The sequence below is a fragment of the Aliifodinibius sp. S!AR15-10 genome (genome assembly GCF_031569985.1).
Classification (GTDB): Bacteria; Bacteroidota; Rhodothermia; order Balneolales; family Balneolaceae; genus JAMQKA01.
Window position 1 is genome coordinate 84,947 of record NZ_JAMQKA010000015.1, and the last position, 19,751, is coordinate 104,697.

Annotated in this window: 11 protein-coding genes; 7 read left to right on the forward strand and 4 right to left on the reverse strand. The window is 47.1% G+C overall.

The annotated features are described in order from the left end of the window. The first annotated feature begins 95 nt into the window (after nt 1-95). Both NC796_RS11970 and NC796_RS11975 read left to right on the forward strand, forming a co-directional pair. Nucleotides 96-1,715, forward strand: coding sequence for an Ig-like domain-containing protein (locus NC796_RS11970; protein ID WP_310684673.1), 1,620 nt, complete (start codon nt 96-98; stop codon nt 1,713-1,715). A gap of 109 nt (nt 1,716-1,824) precedes the next feature. Next, on the forward strand, nt 1,825-5,289 hold the full coding sequence (locus NC796_RS11975) for a methylmalonyl-CoA mutase family protein (RefSeq protein ID WP_310684674.1): 3,465 nt from the start codon (nt 1,825-1,827) through the stop codon (nt 5,287-5,289). A gap of 11 nt (nt 5,290-5,300) precedes the next feature. Here NC796_RS11975 and NC796_RS11980 read toward each other — a convergent pair whose 3' ends face one another. The 3 genes from NC796_RS11980 to NC796_RS11990 form a co-directional block, all read right to left on the reverse strand. Beyond that, on the reverse strand, nt 5,301-5,690 hold the full coding sequence (locus tag NC796_RS11980; RefSeq protein ID WP_310684675.1) for a hypothetical protein: 390 nt from the start codon (nt 5,688-5,690) through the stop codon (nt 5,301-5,303). Nucleotides 5,691-5,808: 118 nt separating this feature from the next. Further along, nucleotides 5,809-6,810 carry a LacI family DNA-binding transcriptional regulator gene (locus tag NC796_RS11985; RefSeq protein WP_310684676.1) on the reverse strand — a complete coding sequence of 334 codons (1,002 nt, stop codon included), beginning with the start codon at nt 6,808-6,810 and terminating at the stop codon, nt 5,809-5,811. A 226-nt stretch (nt 6,811-7,036) separates the two neighbouring features. Then, nucleotides 7,037-8,041 (reverse strand): LacI family DNA-binding transcriptional regulator, encoded by a 1,005-nt coding sequence (locus NC796_RS11990; RefSeq protein WP_310684677.1) that lies wholly within the window; start codon nt 8,039-8,041, stop codon nt 7,037-7,039. A 549-nt stretch (nt 8,042-8,590) separates the two neighbouring features. On the opposite strand from NC796_RS11990, the gene NC796_RS11995 reads away from it, so the two are divergent. The 5 genes from NC796_RS11995 to NC796_RS12015 all read left to right on the forward strand — a co-directional run bounded on the left by NC796_RS11995 (nt 8,591) and on the right by NC796_RS12015 (nt 18,771). Continuing rightward, nucleotides 8,591-12,022, forward strand: coding sequence for an FG-GAP-like repeat-containing protein (locus NC796_RS11995; protein WP_310684678.1), 3,432 nt, complete (start codon nt 8,591-8,593; stop codon nt 12,020-12,022). Nucleotides 12,023-12,033: 11 nt separating this feature from the next. After that, nucleotides 12,034-13,842 carry a CRTAC1 family protein gene (locus NC796_RS12000; RefSeq protein ID WP_310684679.1) on the forward strand — a complete coding sequence of 603 codons (1,809 nt, stop codon included), beginning with the start codon at nt 12,034-12,036 and terminating at the stop codon, nt 13,840-13,842. Next, nucleotides 13,843-14,694, forward strand: coding sequence for an RnfABCDGE type electron transport complex subunit D (locus NC796_RS12005; protein ID WP_310684680.1), 852 nt, complete (start codon nt 13,843-13,845; stop codon nt 14,692-14,694). Between the two features lie 143 nt (nt 14,695-14,837). Continuing rightward, on the forward strand, nt 14,838-16,724 hold the full coding sequence (locus NC796_RS12010) for a family 16 glycoside hydrolase (protein WP_310684681.1): 1,887 nt from the start codon (nt 14,838-14,840) through the stop codon (nt 16,722-16,724). A 19-nt stretch (nt 16,725-16,743) separates the two neighbouring features. Further along, nucleotides 16,744-18,771 (forward strand): plastocyanin/azurin family copper-binding protein, encoded by a 2,028-nt coding sequence (locus tag NC796_RS12015; RefSeq protein ID WP_310684682.1) that lies wholly within the window; start codon nt 16,744-16,746, stop codon nt 18,769-18,771. Between the two features lie 46 nt (nt 18,772-18,817). Here the strand turns inward: NC796_RS12015 and eboC are convergent, their stop codons facing one another. Then, nucleotides 18,818-19,741: a UbiA-like protein EboC gene (gene eboC, locus NC796_RS12020; RefSeq protein WP_310684683.1), complete on the reverse strand. Its 924-nt coding sequence runs from the start codon at nt 19,739-19,741 to the stop codon at nt 18,818-18,820. Nucleotides 19,742-19,751: the final 10 nt, after the last annotated feature.

Sequence of the window (19,751 nt, forward strand, 5' to 3'; positions counted from 1 at the left end):
TTTCCTGGGCGTTTACAAGTAAAAACTGAATTCTCATATTTAAGCTCGTAACTATTATATTCCCTCCAGTTAATTTTAATGAGGAGTTTGTTACATTGAATTTCTTTTCTACTGAGATTTTACTGATTTGCGGTCTACTGGTGTTGGTTTCCGGTTGCGCAACCCCTACAAGTCCCTCTGGTGGCCCGCGAGATGAGGAGGGACCTAAAATCATAAATATAGTTCCGGAATCTGGAACGACGAATTTTTCCGAATCCCAAATTGAGCTCTCCTTCTCTGAATTTGTAGAGCGCAGTTCTCTTGGTCAGGCCGTTATTATAGAGCCTGATATCGGGTTGGATTATTCGCTGGACTGGGGACGAAAATCGGTGGCCATAGAATTCGACCGGGAGCTGCCGGACTCTACCACCATAATCGTCACCATTGGCACAGAACTCTCCGACACAAATGGAAACGAGATGACCGAGCCCCGGCGAATAGCGGTGTCTACCGGCCCGGAAATTGACGAAGGAGAGATAAAGGGAAGAGTCGTGGATGCCCAGACGGGTAAAGGGACCTCCGGAGACCGGGTGCTGTTGTACCAGACACCGGTGGATCTCACACAGAAGGCTGATTACCTGGCTCAAACAGATACGAGTGGCCGGTTTAATTTTACCTATCTGAGTCCCGGAAATTACAAGGTATTCTGGGTGGCCGATCAGAACCGGAGTAAGATTTGGGAGCAGGAACGTGAACGGGCCCAACCATTTTACCGGGAAACGATTATGCTTGAAAAGGCGGGAAAAGACTCACTGGGTACGATCTATAAAGCGGGATCGGATACTACCAAACCGAAAATACAGGGTGTGGGATTGTTTTCTTCCCGTAGGCTGCGCCTTCGATTCAGTGAAAACATCGAGCTTACCGACAGCAGTGCAATTGCAATCAATGATACATTGGGGAACAGCTATGCCGAGGCCGCCACGCTGTATATTCAACCAAATGAGCGGTATGTGCTGTTTGCCCGCAGTGGCAAGAATCTCAATCCACAAGAAACCTATCAGCTTGTAGCCCGCAACATCAGGGATTTGGCAGACAACGTGAGATCGAAGGCGAGCTATCGTTTTGAGGGGTCTGCACAGGAAGATACCACTCAGCAGCGTATTATCAGCCAAGAAAATCAAGATGGCATCTACCCGGATGAACCCCTTGAGATTGTCTATGCCAAGCCGATAACGGAGCAGGCTATCCGGGATTCGCTTTACGTGGTACGCGGTGACTCCCTGATCCAAAAGTGGGAGCATCTGGAAACCGATCAAAACAGGCTGCGAGTGAGAGCGGGGGGCAATTGGGAGCAGGGACTGGATTATGAAATACAGGTATGGAATCCCATTACTGCCAGCCGTAAATCATATCCCCTGAATGTGTGGCATCCCGCCGATTACGGAAGCATCGCTTTTGCCATGACCGATACCACCGACCATCAGCCCTACCACCTCTCTCTGACAACCGAGGAAAGGGGCAACATGATAGATACAACATTTACCGATTCCGTTGAGATTAAAGATCTTCCTCCATTGCAATACAAGGTGATTATTTATGGAGACAGGAATAATAATCAACGATGGGATGCCGGGCAGGTGCAGCCGTTCAGAGAACCGGAACCTTATTTTATCCAGCAAAATATCCCGGTTAAAAAAGGCTTCGCCTCCGAGGTTTCAGTTTCTTTCGAATAAGCAGCCGGATAAGTTCGTTGTCGATGTGAAGAAACTGCAAATTAGTCTGCCATTTCGTTACATTTCCTAAAACCCATGTTGGTTTAATAACCAAAGGTCACCGCATATTATGTCTGATGAAACCACAACCAAACAGAGAACAAAGTCCCAAAGCACCGGTGGGCCAGAAGTATACCAATCGGAATATAAAATCCGGTTTGTAACGGCTGCCAGTCTTTTTGACGGCCATGATGCAAGTATCAATATTATGCGTCGTATTTTGCAGAGCAGTGGTGCAGAAGTGATTCATCTCGGGCATAATAGGTCTGTAAAAGAGATCGTGGACTGTGCTATCCAGGAAGATGTGCAGGGTATTGCCGTCAGTTCCTACCAGGGGGGACATATGGAATATTTCAAGTATATGGTCGATCTGCTGGAGGAGCGCGGTGCTTCGCATATCAAGGTTTTTGGTGGCGGTGGCGGTGTCATCGTTGATGAGGAGATCAACGAACTGGAAGCATATGGCGTGACCCGCATTTTTTCTCCTGATGATGGTAGCACGATGGGGCTGCAGGGGATGATCAATAGCATGCTTGAAGTATGCGACTTTGATACGGCTGAAGTGGAGGAAGTAATTCCCCGTAAAATACTTGAACGAGATTCCAAGACCCTGGGACGATGCATTTCAATATTGGAAAATGGGCACGATAAAATCCTGAAGTTTTCTGAGGATAAATTGCTGGATAGCTCCGAAAATACTATTGAGCCAGCCAGTAATGGACAACCGATTCCACTGGTTGGAATTACCGGTACAGGAGGGGCTGGCAAGAGCTCGCTGACCGATGAGTTGGTTCGTCGTTTTTTGGAAGAGTTTAAGGAGTTGAATATTGCGATCATCTCGATCGATCCCTCTAAGATTCGTACCGGCGGAGCCCTGCTGGGCGATCGCATCCGTATGAACAGTATTGATACCGATCGTGTGTTTATGCGGAGTATGGCCACAAGAGCTACCAATCGGACGACAAGTAAAGCAGTGAGGGGAGCCATTGAAATTTGCAAAACGGCCGGTTTTGACCTGATAATTATTGAAACAAGCGGCATCGGTCAGAGCGATACCGAGATTGTGGAGGTAGCGGACATTCCGCTCTATGTGATGACGAGTGAGTATGGGGCTGCCACACAGCTGGAAAAAATTAATATGCTGGATCTTGCAGAGCTGGTCGTGCTTAACAAGTTTGAGAAGAAAGGTTCCCGGGATGCGCTCCGGGATGTACGGAAGCAAATGAAACGAAACCGGGGCGCCTGGGATGCCAAACCGGAGCAGATGCCCGTTTATCCTACGATTGCCGCCCAGTTTAATGATGAGGGCGTTAATCGGCTGTTCAAGGCATTGGTAAAAAAAATAAATTCCACGTATAACCTGAAGTGGGAGTCAGGAATTTATACGAACCCCGAGCCCGCTGAGGATATACAATCCCAGGCCATTATCCCCGGGCAGCGGCAACGCTATCTTTCCGAGATTTCGGAAACGATTCGCAATTATCACCAGTGGGCAGAAGAACAAGCCGAGATCGCCAGCAAGCTTGAACAGGTGGAGGGCACAAGCCTACAAATAGAAAACTGGGACCCGGAGGGTAAAGAAGAAATTGGGGATACACTGGAGCAGATGAGGGAACACTGGCGCAGCAAGCTGGACTCCCGCTGCCAAAAGATTTTGGAACAATGGGATGCAGTGTATGAAAAATATCGCCAGGAACAGGTGGATATTGAGATTCGTGGGCGAACTTTTTCGAATGAGATGTACCGGGAGTCGCTCAGTGGACTAAAAATTCCGAGAGTGTCTCTTCCCAAGACAAAGCACAAAGGGGAACAACTGAGATATGCGCTGAAAGAAAATTTGCCTGGCTATTATCCATTTACAGCCGGTGTTTTTCCTTTCAAACGGGAGGGAGAAGACCCCACACGGATGTTTGCCGGGGAAGGTACACCCGAACGGACCAACAAGCGATTTCACTACGTGAGCGAGGGGATGCCGGCTGCTCGTCTCTCCACTGCTTTCGATTCTGTAACGCTTTATGGCGAAGATCCCGATCACCGTCCCGATATTTATGGAAAAGTTGGGAACTCGGGGGTTAGCATTTGCACGCTGGATGACATGAAAAAGCTGTACTCCGGGTTTGAGCTTACTTCCCGGAAAACCTCCGTTTCGATGACGATCAACGGACCCGCCCCGATGATTCTGGCGATGTTTATGAATACCGCTGTTGACCAGGAAGTAGAGCGGTATCTGAAAGAAAACGGCGAGTGGGAAGAGGCCCAGCAAAAAATCAAGCAACATTTTAATAAAAAGGGCGTCTCACAGCCGAAATATTACGGGCAACTGCCGGAAACCAATGACGGATTTGGACTTGGACTGTTGGGAATTTCTGGAGATAAGCTCGTCGATGAGGAAACATACGGGCAGATAAAAGAGGACGCGCTCAAGGTCGTACGTGGAACGGTGCAGGCTGATATTCTGAAGGAGGATCAAGCCCAGAATACCTGTATCTTTTCCACTGAATTTGCGCTGCGTATGATGGGAGATATTCAGGAGTATTTCACCGAACACAAAGTTCGCAATTACTACTCGGTTTCCATTTCAGGTTACCATATTGCAGAAGCTGGTGCCAACCCCATTACGCAGGCCGCATTCACGCTGGCCAACGGGTTCACCTACGTGGAATACTACCTTTCGCGCGGCATGGATATCGATGAATTTGCTCACAACCTGTCGTTTTTCTTTAGCAATGGACTCGATCCTGAGTACGCCGTAATTGGGCGCGTGGCCCGCCGGATATGGGCAGTAGCCATGCGCGAAAAGTATGGTGCAAATAAACGCTCCCAGAAACTTAAATACCACATCCAAACCAGCGGACGATCACTGCACGCTCAAGAGATACAGTTCAATGATATCCGCACCACACTACAGGCACTGATGGCGGTGTATGACAACTGCAACTCCCTGCATACCAACGCCTATGATGAGGCGATCACTACGCCGACTGAGGAATCAGTACGCCGAGCGTTAGCGATACAGCTCATCATCAACAAGGAGCTCGGAACTGCCAAGAATGAGAACATCAACCAGGGATCGTACTTTATCGAGGAACTAACCGACCTGGTGGAAGAAGCGATTCTTTCAGAATTTGACCGCCTTACCGAGAGGGGTGGTGTTCTGGGAGCGATGGAGAATATGTATCAGCGAGGTAAGATTCAGGATGAAAGCCTGTACTACGAATCGAAAAAGCACAGCGGTGATCTACCTATAATCGGGGTAAATACGTTTTTGGGTGGGGATAGTGGTGAAGAGGAAGAGCATGATGTTGAGCTGATACGATCTACCAAGGAAGAAAAAGAGCAGCAGATTGCAAACCTGGAAGCCTTCCATAAGCGAAATAGTGCAGAGTCTGAAAAGGCCCTTCAACGTTTGAAAGAAACGGCTCGCAATGGGGACAATATTTTCGAGGAACTTATGGAGACAGTAAAAGTTGCTTCCCTAGGACAGATATCTCATGCACTCTATGAGGTAGGCGGGGAGTATCGCCGTAATATGTGACGGAGCGAGGACTAATTTTTTGTGACCAAAAGAGTTGCCGTGTACTCTTCTTTCTTTATTTCCTGGTTGATTTTTGGGTAAGGTACCAGAGAGATAAGCGCAATATTGTAACCGGATAAATCCACTTTCTTAGGCTCTAAATATGTATTCAAGTGAATCTCATTGTCATTAAACACTGCTACAATTTCTGCATTTCCGGCCCAAAAACAGGCAGCGCCCTCGGGACATCTTGAATCTTCCAGCACATCGGAAAATTCGATTTCAATATCTTCACTCGGGATTGTCACCTTTTGATTGAAAGCGAGCTCAAACTTTTCTCCTATCTTTGGAACTACTGGTGAAACAGAGCTATTGCAGCTGAGAAGAATTAAAAAGCCCAGGTAATAAATTGATTGTTTCATTGCGAACTGTGCCGATATCCATAATAAACCAGTAGTATTAGGATACCCATCGAGAGACCAGTATAACTATGCCCTTTGTAGAGGGCCTTTACCCAGTCACTTCCCTATTGGATTGTCACTAGGAAGATTCTCTAGCACTAAGGCTCACCGGCACAAAAGTGATAATGCCCTGCTGGGCACCGGGATTGGAAAGCATCTCTTTCATTAGATCGATGGTGACTGCTCCCAATCGCTCGTAATCTGTGTGAATGGAGGAGATTGTCGGCCGATTACGCGAACAGAGCGGCAGGTCATCATAGCCAACAATGGCGATATCATCCGGGAATTTGTATCCCTTGGCAAGGGCTTCCTGCATAAAAGCATGGCACATCACATCATTGCAGGAAAAGATAGCCCGCGGTTGTTTGTCCAGCTTGTCAAACTCTTTAAACGCTTTCACACCGGATTCCGGTTTGAGTTCCCCGTTGTAGCGCCACACCAGTTCAAGGCCCTTGGTCTTGCGAATGTAATCCTTAAATCCGTTGGCCCTGTTCCTGGATCCTGTGCGCTGTATCGGTCCCTCGATGACTCCCAGTTCTTTATAGCCCCGCTTATGAAAGTGTTGAGCCGCCAGGTATCCACCGCTGTAGCTGTCAAATGTGATTGTGGGGAAGACCGGGTTTTCAATGTTGTGATTGGAAACGACTGGGTAGTTTTTTGGAAGTACGTCCTTGATCTGCTCATATTGTTCCCGCTTAAAGCCGGGGGTGTACAGTACAAGGCCGTCATACTTCTGGTTACTGAGATCTTTAATGGTCAGTAACAGCTCGTCAAACGGTTTTTGAATACTGATAAGAGAAAGTCGGATATTTCCTTTCTCAACGGCCTGGTTTATACCATGAAAAAATGATGCATAAAATTCACCACGGTGAAAACCCGTCATGATGAAGAAGATTTTTAACTCACCGTATAAGGAATCATCATTGACCTCCTCGGGTATCGGATAATTCATATTTTTGGCAGTGACCAGGATTTTTTTCCGCGCCACTTCGCCAATTTTCTCTGAACCATTGAGCACCCTCGAAACAGTTGATATTGAGTAGCCGGTGCTTTCTGCTATATCTTTAAGAGTTACTTTCAAAATTATATTTCTTCAACAAATTTAATTAAATATCTTAGCCAATAAAGTCCTATTGGGATAAACAAATAGGGAAATATTCAAAAAATATCTTACTGGATATTGTCTGTGGAATCGTTTTTTTGTCATCGAAAAAATAACTACTTATTCCGTCTTATTGAAACGTGATTAGAAATAATTTGAGCTTGTAATTTCCTGGGAAAAGATGGTTAATATGATTTTTTAGCGGTTAAGAAGACTTGCGAGGTACAAGATCGACAGGTACCAGGCTTAACACGCCTTCCTGTTGATTTGGGTTGGTCACAATCTCACGCATCTTTTCCATCGTCACATTTCCAAGCTGTTTGTAGTCTGTGTGAATCGATGATATTGTAGGACGGTGCCGCTTGCAGATCGGCAGATCATCAAAACCAATGATGGCGATATCATCAGGAAATTGATATCCCTTCAAAAGAGCTTCTTCCATAAATCCGTGGCACATGGCGTCACTACACGAAAAAATCGCCCTCGGCTTTTCATCAAACTCAAGAAAATTATGAAATGCCTTTGCGCCCCCTTCAAACGAAAAGTTGCCATTGAACTCCCAAATGATATCCATGCATGAGGTCTGCAGTATATAATCTCTGAAACCGTTTGCACGATAGCGGGCTTCTGCCTTTTTGAAGGGACCCTGCAGAATTCCACATTCCTGGTAGCCCTTTTGATGGAAATGTTCGGCTGCCATGTAGCCACCACTGTAGCTGTCAAAAGAAACAGTGGTTAACACAGGACTCTCGATCAACCCGTTAGACATAAGCGGAAATTTGTCCGGTAGCTCATCTTTAATCTTCAGGTAATCCTCTTTGCGAAGTTCCGGTGTAAATAATATCAGTCCGTCTGATAATCCGTTTTGGGTAAGGCTTTTTAGCTGCTTTATCATTTCAGGCAGCGGTTTGTTGATACTGATAAGAGCCAGACTGATATTGTTCTCTTCGGCGGCTTTGTTGATGCCATCGTAAAATGAGGAATAAAACTCTCCAACATGAAAGCCGGATACAACCAAAAATATTTTCAGAGTATCCAGAACATTATTTCCATTTTGAGTGTAGTAGGTCGGGTAGTTCAGTTTCTTGGCTGTATGTACAATTGCCCTCTTGGTTTTGGGACTTATTTTATCCGACCCGTTCAAGACTCTTGACACAGTGGAAATAGAGAATCCTGTTTCTTCGGCAATATCTTTTAATGTGACTTTCAATTTATCTCTGTTAATGGGTTATAATGCCAATACGACTCCAATATCATAATCAGTGTTTTTGCAACACTTATAGCTTAATAAGCGACTCATTTTAGTTTTTATCAACAGACATAATGATAAAAGGTGAATTTTTTTGCAAAAAATTTGCATATTTAGCCCTGATTATGCAGAAATTTATGTTCTAATTCATAAAAATACTGTCATACCCTTAAAAATGAGTAGTTTAACAAGCCAATAATGGACTGTCCCAACATGAATAAATTTGTCCAGAATATTGAAGATGGGGTAAGGGAGATCTGTTTAGCCTCGTCTTCTGGAATGTGGCTCACAAATAAAAGTTAATCGTGGCAAACTGGGTCGAAAACAGTTCAGCATATTCATATATTCAACTCAAAATAATAGTGAGCTACACTTAAATAATTAGGGTATTGATTTGGTCATTGAGAAAGACCGGTAGGTATTATCAGTATTTTTGATCTTCCTAGTCCGAAAAGGAGTTATTGATAATTGTAATTTAATGAGATCGTAGATTTGATTGGCAAATACAGTATGACGGAAAAGTTAACACTAGTTAGTTGTATTTTTCTTTTTTTGTTTATCGCTTGCAGTGAACAAACTCCCCCTGATCAGTCCTCGGAGGAATACCAGCAAGCTGTTTCTTCATTTTATCTGAGTCTTGCTGCCATCGAATCGGACCAGGCAGTGTTTGCTGCTGAGAAGATGAATGAAATTTCGGAGAAATATCCACAGGAATCGGTAGTATGGGCTAATCTCGGTGTATTCTCCATGAGAAGAGGCAATTTTGAGCTGGCGGCCGAACAGTTGTCGAAAGCAGAGGAACGAGCACCTGAAAATCCACGGATACAGTTTTTGATTGGCATCCTTGAAAGTCGAAGGGGCAACATCCAGGCTGCTGTCGATCACCTAAAAAAAGCAGCGCAGATAACCCCCGATAATCCGCGCATCATTTACTCACTTGTTTCGGAATTGGAGCGGCAGGACGCACAGAGCAACGCCGGTCAAATTCGTGATTTGCTGGATAAACTATTGAAACAACAGCCCGATAACCTGGCCGTGATGCTGGAGATGACGCGATTAGCCTCAAAATTGAATGACAGGGACTTGTTGGAAAAATCGTTGGGGGATTTGACGGAAATCGCTGATAACTGGCCACAGGATGTTAGGAATGAGTTCGAGGACCTTAAAGAGGAGATTCTCAGCCAGCCCATAGAAAATCTTACGTTTGAAATTGCCTATCTCCGCAACAATTTAAACAAGCTGCCAAAGTTTGAAGCTGACTTTGATCGTATCGAATTGCCCCCGAACCAGGTCGGCTTTTTACTGACGGATTTTTTATGGCTGCCGGAACCGACGAAACAAAACGAGGCCCCGGACGAAGGGATCACATTTGATCAACAGCCCTTGGAAGAGGTGGATTTGGCTTTTCATCTCACCCTGGCCGAAGACAGCATTCCCGACCTTATCACCATTACCGAAAATGAAGCTACGCTGAAGGGACAGACGTTTCAACTACCGGTCGCTTCCGGCTCATCGGTTACACGAAAATCCATCGAAACCTTTGACTATAACTACGATTTCCTGAATGACCTGGCGTTTGCGGGTTCAGAGGGACTCGAACTTTACCGACAGGATGATGGTGCACAGTTTGTGGAAATTACCTCAGAGGCTGGATTGGCACCTTCCATTATTAACGATAACTACTCCGGTGTCTGGACAGCAGATTTCGATCTCGATGGAGATTTGGACTTGGTGTTGGGACGACATACGGAAACTCCGCGCATACTCCGAAACAATGGCGACGGCACGTTTGCTGTAACTGAGCAATTTCCAGAAGTGGAAAACCCCGTCGAATTTGCCTGGGCCGATATCGATGCCGACGGCGATGCCGATGCGTTGTTCCTTACAGAAAACGGAGATCTTCTTGTCTATCAAAATGAGCGGATAGGAGAGTTTAGCCTTGTTGAGAATATGCCCGAAATTTCCGGTGTGCGCTCCATGCAGGTTGCCGACCTGAACAGCGATTCCTATTTTGACATTGTCGCCCTGACGGACAATTCAGTCGAACGGATCTACCTGACTTCGGATGAAGGTGAGTCAGGGACAGAAACGGTCGCCGAAGTAAATGCACCAATAACTGACAGTAATCACCAGAAGATTTTTGTGCAGGATTTTGATAATAACGGCGGACTTGATCTAATTGTCTCATCCGATTCCGAGAGTCGGCTTTGGCTCAGTGATCAACAGCTTGGTTTTAATCCACATGAGTCTACGATACCCGGCAGGCTCAATTCCACAACTGACATGACTGGCAACAGTCGGTTGGATTTGCTGGGAGTTTCCGGGGATGGCTCTTCATTTCAGCTGGTGAACAGCGGAACCAAAGGATATAACGGCCGAATGATTAGTCCGCGGGCGTCGGGCTCTGTGGGGGACCAGCGTATCAACTCATTTGGCATTGGCGGAGAGATTGAAATTCGATCGGGCGTGCTCTACCACAAGCAACCGATCACGGCACCGGTGGTTCACTTTGGGCTTGGCACCTATGAAGAAGCTGAAATGTTGCGGATTATCTGGCCGAATGGTTCGGTTCAGGCGGAGTTCGCCGAGCTGGGTTACGGATCAAAAATATTCAATGAACAGCTACTCAAAGGTTCCTGCCCGTGGATATTTACGCACAACGGGGATGAGATGGAGTTTGTCACCGATTTCCTCTGGCGCACAGCACTGGGACTCCGGATCAACGCGCAGGGCGAAGGCAGTGTCGTTCACAGTATCGACTGGGTGAAAATTGAAGGCGATCAGCTCGAGCCCAAGAATGGCTACTACGACATTCGCATTACCGCTGAGCTCTGGGAAAGTCACTTCTTTGACCACGTCTCACTGATGGTTGTGGATCGGCCAAAGGATACCGAAGTGATGGTGGATGAACGCTTTGTGTTACCGGCGCCGGAACAGCAGCTGTATAAAATGGAAGCACTGAATCCGGTGGCAAAAGCTGTAGACCAGGATCAGAATGATGTAACAGAAAAAGTAAACAAAAAAGATGGAAACTACGTCGATTCGTTTGAGCTCACAGCATACCAGGGGTTGGCTAAAGAGCATTACCTGGAAGTAGATATTGGTCAGCAGGAAACGACGGAAGAACCAATATATCTCGTGGCCAATGGCTGGGTTTACCCAACGGACAGTTCGATCAATGTTGCGATCAGCCAGGGCAACAGGCCTGCACCACATGGCATCCACCTCCAGGTACCCGATGGAAAGGGCGGGTGGCAGACAATTCGTGACGACATCGGCTTCCCTGCGGGCAAAAAGAAGACGGTCCTGATCAACCTCAGTGAGCTGCCGATAGATCGCGTTCCACAAAAAGTTCGCCTGTCAACCAACATGGAGATCTACTGGGACCAGGTGTCATGGTCGCGTGGCAAGCCAGAAACGGAAATCAAAACCACCAAGCTACACCCAGAAGTGGCAGAACTCCGATATCGAGGGTTCTCTGAACTAGACAGAACCAGCCGGTTTGCACCTGAAATTCCGGATTACCAGAACATCGCCAGTACCACTCCGCAATGGATCGATCTGGTTGGATATTATACCCGGTTTGGCGACGTTAAAGAACTTGTACAAAACATCGACGACCGCTATGTTATCATGAATGCTGGAGACGAACTTTTGTTTAAGTTTAAAGCTCCGCCGGCGCCGCCTGAAGGCTGGAAGCGAGATTTTGTGCTAGTAGGCGACGGCTGGGTTAAAGATGGGGATTACAATACGGGGCACTCCAAAACAGTTATTCCATTACCATATCACGGTATGGAAGACTACGGTTATAATCCGGGGAAGCTAGAAAATGATCCTGTATACCAGAAGTATAAAAAGGACTGGGCGCAGTACCATACGCGGTATATCACCCCGAAATTACTGCGAACGGCATTGCGTTTTGAAAATGAAGGTAAGCAATAGAGAATTCAGTGATGAATTATAACAAAACAGCTAAAATCGGTATTGTCCTGTTTTTTATCGGTTTGCTGGCTACACCGGCCGCGATCGATAAACTGGAACAATGGCAGCAGGAAGAAACAAATAAAGAAGGACAAGAGGAAGCTCTCCGGCGATACGGTTTTTTTATGCAGGAGGCTTCTGCTGAAATGGGGATAAACTTTTCGCATCAAGCGCCAGAGTTAGATTCCAGGCTGGATCATATCATGCCGCAGGTGGGATCAGTCGGTGCTTCGGTTTCCGTGACTGATTTTAATAACGATGGCCACCACGACCTGTACCTGACAAACAGTGCTGAGGGCAAGAACAATGCGTTATACAAGAATAACGGTGACGGCACCTTTACTGATGTAGCAGAACAGATGGGGGTTGGTGCACTTAATAACCAGCCCAAACAATTCGGCACTTCCATGGGATCCATATGGGGTGACTATGACAATGATGGATATGAAGATCTGTTTGTATTCAAGTGGGGACGTCCCGAGCTCTTCCACAATGATGAGGGCAAAGGATTTACGAGGGTTACCGAAACCGCCAATCTGCCGCAGTGGGTTAATGCAAATACGGCCGTCTGGTTTGATTATGACCGCGATGGAAAGCTGGATCTTTTTATAGGGGGATATTACGATGAGGAAATTAACCTGTGGGACCTGGAGACAACTAAAATTATGCCCGAGAGTTTTGAATATGCTCAAAATGGCGGGCGGAAGTACTTGTATCATAATCTGGGTAACGGGAAATTTGAAGAGGTAAGCGAAGAATTGGGCTTGGTAAGCAATCGCTGGTCTTTTTCCGCAGCCGCCATGGACCTCGATGATTCCGGCTACCCCGACCTGGTGGTCGCCAATGATTACGGCGTTGATGAGCTGTATATCAACAGGGAAGGCAAGCGGTTCGAAGAGATGGGAAATCAGGCCGGTATGGGCTTTTCACCGAAAAGCGGTATGAATGTTTCTTTTGGGGATATCATGAACCAGGGGAAATATGCAATCTATGTTACGAATATTTCTGAGCCGGGCGTATTGATCCAGGGGAACAATCTCTGGATGCCGGTGACCAGCAGTTCAGAACAAGAGCTTAAATTCCAGAATATGGCGGGCAATCTGGGTGTTGAGCTGGGAGGCTGGAGCTATGGTGCACAGTTCGGCGACCTAAACAATGACGGATTCCTCGATCTCTACGTGGCCAATGGATACGTATCGGCTGACCCGGGCAGCGATTACTGGTATGATTTTTCAAAAGTAGCGGGGGGACACAAAAATATTATCTCTGATGCTGCAAACTGGCCGGCCATGGAAGGGCGAAGCCTTTCCGGTTTCCAGGAGAACCGCATCTGGTTGAATGATGGTGCAGGCAAGTTCCAGGAAGTAGCTAATGCTGTTGGAGGCTCTTTGAAGCTGGACAGCCGGGCAGTTGCATTTGCCGATCTCAATAGAGACGGGTCTCTGGACATCCTGGTGTCTACCCTTGGGGGCCCAGTACAAGTTTACAAAACACAGGTCAAAGAAGGTCGCTCATGGATAGAGTTTGATCTTAAAGGCACTGTAAGTAACAGCAGCGCCATAGGGGCAGAGGTTGAATTGTTCTGGGATGGACGCAGCCAGGTTCAAACCGTTGCCGGCGCAAGCGGTTTTAGTGCCCAAAACCAGCGTTCTTTGCACTTTGGACTGGGATCAAACCCCGATGTTTCGAAGGCAGAAATCCGGTGGCCTTCCGGCATAACGCAAACTATCGAATCTCTGGAGCTGAACACCCAACACACGATTACCGAACCGGAGAAGTAGATGCAGCTGATTGATAAGGCGAAGTCTTTTATTCAAAATTTTGAATACAACAGGGGCTATACTCCGCCTCTTCTTATTACGGGCATATTACTTGCAGCTCACCTTTCATTCGGAATCCTCGAGGATTACAATAAGCTGGCGTTAGCCATCGGGGCAAGCATGGTCACCGAGCTGGCATTGCACCGTTTGCTGACAGGGGAGTGGAGGAATCTGAATAGTGCCTATATTTCAGGCATTAGCGTTGGTATTCTGATACGATCTCCATTTATGTGGCCCTACGCCTTGTGCAGTATGCTCTCAATAGCCTCAAAATATGTGCTGCGATACAAGGGACGCCATATTTGGAATCCTTCTAATTTTGGGATTGTAGCGATCCTGTTGCTAGCCTATGACAATGTTGCGATTCTTAGTATCCAGTGGGGCAACAATATGTGGCCGATGCTGGTTATCTGGATTATCGGTTTCGTTTCTATTTGGCGATTAAAGCGGTTCCATATTTGTGGTACTTATGTTGTCTCTTTCCTGGTATTCGCGTTTATTCGTAGCTCCATCTCGGGTGATCCCTTCTTGGCTGAGATCGCCCCCATATCCGGGCCGATGTACCAGCTGTTCGTGCTCTTTATGATCACAGATCCAGTGACAACGGTGAAATCCAAAAAAGGGCAGTACCTCGTTGCGTTCCTTATCGCATTTGTCGAGATGTTTTTCAGGCTGAATGAAGCTGTATATGCACCATTTTATGCACTGTTTGTAGTGGGACCAACTGCAATGATTATTGAAAGATGGTGGAAAGAGAAGAAAGAAAAGGTGGAATCAGAATCACCTGTTGAAACACAAAAAGAGAATGTTTAAGCACGAAAATATTTTTTATATATAAATAGTCAGGGAAATACTTTTAGTAGGGGTTGTCCAGTTAGCAGCTCTCTTGTCAGTTAATTTCGTATACACATACATAAAGTCTAGGAAAATCTATGCAGATAAAATCTCCAATTCATTTGTTTTTCAAAAAACGCTGGCTTTTCGGGTTCATATTATTACTTCCGGTATTACAATCCTGCGGAAGCGGTGAGACGGCTGAGCCCCCGATGGAAACGTTGCCGATGAAAACCATCGATCTGGGTAACTTGGATGCATTCCAGGAGGTCGGTGATAATTGGCAGTTGGCGGGAGCTGTAAAAAGTAATCGCCAGATTGATCATGACCTGAGTGCGACTGAAGGAACAGGCATCTTGGCAAATATTCCCACTGAAAGAAACCAGGATCACCTGTTTACCCAGTGGACGCACAACGATCTCGAACTTGAGCTCGATTTCTTGATGCCGAGGGGTTCAAATTCGGGTGTTTACCTGATGGGGCGGTATGAGGTTCAATTGCTGGACAGCTGGGGCGTAGAAGAACCCCAATTCAGTGATGTCGGCGGCATCTACCAGCGCTGGGATGAAAGTCGGCCAGAAGGAGAGAAAGGATATGAAGGGCATCCCCCGAAAATGAATGCTGCGAGAGCGCCCGGACTCTGGCAACACTACCGAATTTTATTCAAAGGACCTGAATTTAACGAGCAGGGCGAAAAGATAGCGAATGCCGAATTCGAGGAAGTATGGCTAAACGGGGTATTGGTTCAGAAAAATGTGGAAGTAACGGGGCCAACCCGGGCTGCTCCATTCACTGATGAGCAACCGACAGGTCCGCTGATGAAACAGGGGGACCACGGACCGGTTGCTGTACGCAATATTGAGTATAAACGGTATGACAAGGATGGGATTTCTCTTAATAATCTGACGTATAGTTACTATGGACAAGCGTTCGATCAATTTCCTGATTTCAGCTCGCTGGAACCTGATGAAACAGGGCAGGCAGATTCACTTTCTGGAAATTTAGTAAGTCGCGACGATCGCTATGCCCTGCGTTACACCGGTACAATTGAAACCCCGAACACCGGCACGTACCTTTTCAAACTGCGTAATGCCGGCACTGTTCGAATGTTGATTGATGGTAACCCTGTCTTTGACCAGGATGAAGTGCATCGGATGCATCAGCTGAAATCCAAAACCGTGGAGCTCGAAGGGGGGAGCCATGACTTTATTTTTGAATACGTTGATCATCCCAATAACTGGTATTCTGGATTGTCACTGGAGGCTGAGGGACCGCAGCTGCGACTTCAGAATCTACATGCTTCATCATCCGTACCGGGTGGTGGACGTGCACTTCCCGAACAAATTTTAGAGGTCGGAGACCGGGTAAAGCTCCTGCGCTCTTTTGCAATGCATAAGGGGACTAAAAGAACGCATGTGGTGAATGCGGGTGGTCCAAATGGAATCAACTATAATTATGATATGGGTCAGGCAGCCTTGTTGCATGCATGGGAAGGGCCTTTTGTTAATACAAATGAAATGTGGATTGACAGGGGGCAGCCGCAGATCGCAAAACCTGCAGGTCCGCCGATCGCATTTGAAGGTAAACCCGCCATCATACAGCTGAACAACGGAACTGCTGCATGGCCAGACTCCATTTCCTGGGATCAGCTTGATGTTGATGGCTATAGTATTACTGACGGCGGATGGCCGGTATTTAAATATACCGTCGGCGGGGTTACAGTCGAGGATCATTTCGAAGGCCAGAATCAAGGTCGCAGGTTAGTCCGAACGGTCCGGTTTAGTGCTCCTGATTCTCAAGAGGGACTATGGTTTCAGTTGGCATCCGGAAAAGAGATTACACAAAATGAGGACGAATATGTTGTCGATGACCGGAGCTACTACCTGAATGTGCTGGATCTGGGTGGCGTTGAGCCCGAGCTGGTCGACACTGGTAATGGGCAGGACCTGCGAATTCCGGTATTGACCGAGGGAACAGAGATGGAAATCAAATATGAAATTATCTGGTAAGTACTAAATGGATTTCAATATGAAAAAGAATAATAAGTCGAACGTTTTGGATCTAATGAACAAAATACCTGGCAGGATTCTGTCATTTATAGCAACGATACTCATGGTTGCAGTAATAACGAATCCGGGTATGGCACAAGATGATATCCCTACCGAGGCAGATTATTATGAAATAGTGGATATCCCCATTTCAGAGGATATTTTCCTGGAAGTGGGCGGCATGGATGTCATGCCGGACGGGAGCCTCGCCGTTTGTACTCGTCGAGGTGAAGTCTGGATAATAGAAAATCCTTCTCAGGTAAACGGGGAAGAACCTGAATATCGACTCTTCGCAGAAGGCCTGCACGAACCACTGGGACTAACGTACCGGGATGGCGCGATTTACGTGACACAACGACCGGAAATTACCCGGCTGGAGGATACCGACGGTGACGGCCGTGCAGATGAGTATAAAACGGTTTGGGACCGTCCACTTTCCGGGAATTATCACGAGTATTTTTATGGTCCGCTTTTTACCCCGGAAGGGAACATGCTGGTTACCGTTAACCTTGCGTGGATAGGATATGGAGAAAGTCTCTCCAAGTGGGATGGATGGCTGCTGGAGGTCACTCCTGAAGGAGAGGTAACACCTATAGCAACCGGTCTGCGTTCGCCCGCCGCATTTGCCTACAATGCCGATGGTGAAATTTTTTATGCCGAAAACCAGGGCGACTGGGTCGGTTCCGGTAACATTACCCATTTGGAGAAAGGCGATTTTGCCGGTAATCCACGAGGCCTGCGATGGAGTAGCGAACCGGGGTCGCCACTTTCTTTAAAGATTGAAGATGTCCCTGATACCGGGGCTCCGATGCATGAAGTAGCGAAGGACCTGCCCGAGCTTAAAACGCCTTCGGTTTGGTTTCCGCACGGTGTCATGGGGATTTCAACCTCAGGCATACTGTTGGATAATGCCGAGATCGATTTTGGTCCATTTGAAAACCAGCTTTTTGTTGGGGACCAGGGACAAAGCAAGGTGATGCGCGTATTCCAGGAAAAAGTCAAAGGAGAATACCAGGGCGTCGTATTTCCTTTCAGAGAAGGCTTTGAATCAGGCGTTCTCCGAATGAACTGGGGACAAGATAATTCGATGTACGTTGGAATGACCAGCCGCGGATGGAGCTCCACCGGTCCCGATCTTTACGGGCTTCAGCAGCTGGTTTGGAACGGTGAGATCCCATTCGAGATCAAGGAAGTTCACGCCCAACCGGATGGCTTTGAGTTGACATTCACCAAGTCTGTGAACCCGGAAACAGCAGGAGACCCGTCATCTTATGAAATTACCGGGTTTACCTATCACTACCACTCGACCTATGGCAGTGATATCATCAACCAGGAAAATGCCCCTGTTACTCATGTTGAGGTAGCCGATGACGGCCTCTCGGCCCGATTGGTGGTCGATAATATCCGGGAAGGATATATACATGAAATTAAAGCTGACGGCGTAACAGAAGCAGAAACAGGCTACCCACTCGTCCATTCGGTCGGGTACTACACGATGAAGAATATACCGGAAGGTGAGCCACTCGCCGTATCAACAGAATCAACCCAGGCGGGTTCCAAAGATGAAGACGCGGATGAATCCGGTTTCGATAGTCAGAAACACCAGACAACCCAGCCAGCTTCATGGGATGGCGGCGCAGATAAAGTTATCACGATTAATGCTGAAGATGCTATGACTTTTGATGTTACCAATTTTGAAGTTGAGGCGGGAAGCAAGGTCAGACTTATTTTTAACAATCCCACGGACTTGCTGCATAACTTGCTTATTGTCCAACAGGGGCAACTGGAAAGTGTTGCTCAAAACGCCCTGAATATGGGACTCCAGGGGCCACAGCGAGGCTATGTGCCTGATTCTGATGAGGTGCTTTACCACACAAGCCTTCTTGAGGTGGGAGAGTCGGAGTCAATCTTTTTTACCGCTCCTGAGCAACCGGACGAATATCCCTATGTCTGTACCTTCCCGGGGCACTGGCAAACTATGCAGGGTGTAATGACGGTTACGGAATAGATTTTAGCCCAGCTGCGACGCACTTTTGAAGTGCGTCGCAGCTTTTTTATGTGACCGCAAAAAGCTTTGCGAGTCCTATAGAAATGGGCAGAAGGGCTACGACAAGAAGACCAAGCATCAGTCCTCCAAATCCCGCTGCCAATGCACTATTGAGAAGCACAAGTGACAATACCCCGCGCTTGACTGCATCTTTGATAAAGTCAGGGTTCGGATTGATGGCAGCTTTCAGAAAGGGGGGGATTACCATTCCACCAAAGATAATGATAAACGGGAGGGCCATCATCAGTTCATAAGTTGACTGAGCTCCCAAAAGAAGTAAACTCCCTGTAACCAATATAACCAGGCCCAGTGCTGTAAAACCAGATTTTTGGGACCCGCCGTGTACTTCTCCCTGGCTGATGAGAGTTATTGAAGCAATATAGGTGATAGGAATAAACGGAAGGTACCAATCGATTAAAAGGGTTATCGGGACGATACTGCATCCCAGGAGGAGATTCCACCCTCGGCACAATCCCATTAGAAGTGGACCCCAGAGAACCGAATGCTTACCCCAACTGTCATATAGCAGAGAACCCACTGTGATCAAAACTGCAAGAACGATGCTGTAGGCATTCACTTGATACGCCGCTCCAATCCCGATCAGAAAAAAAAGGATGCCCAGGATGGCTACCTCGGTTTTTGAAAGTCTGCCACTGGGAATGGGACGTTCCGGTCGTTCCTCAGCGTCCAGATCGGCATCAAAGTAATCGTTGAATATTACACCGCCTCCATACAAACCAAAAGTGGATAAAAGCAGCCAGACCAGTCCTTCCGGGGAAATCTGCAGCTCTCCAGATTGCAGAGCTATTGCTCCCCCAGCCACAGCAAAACCAGCCAATACATCGGCAAAAGCCGTGACGATATTTGCCGGGCGCATGACTTCGAGGTAGGCGCGTATTTTGGTAACAAATAAAATACTGGATTTTGGCACGAAGGGAGGG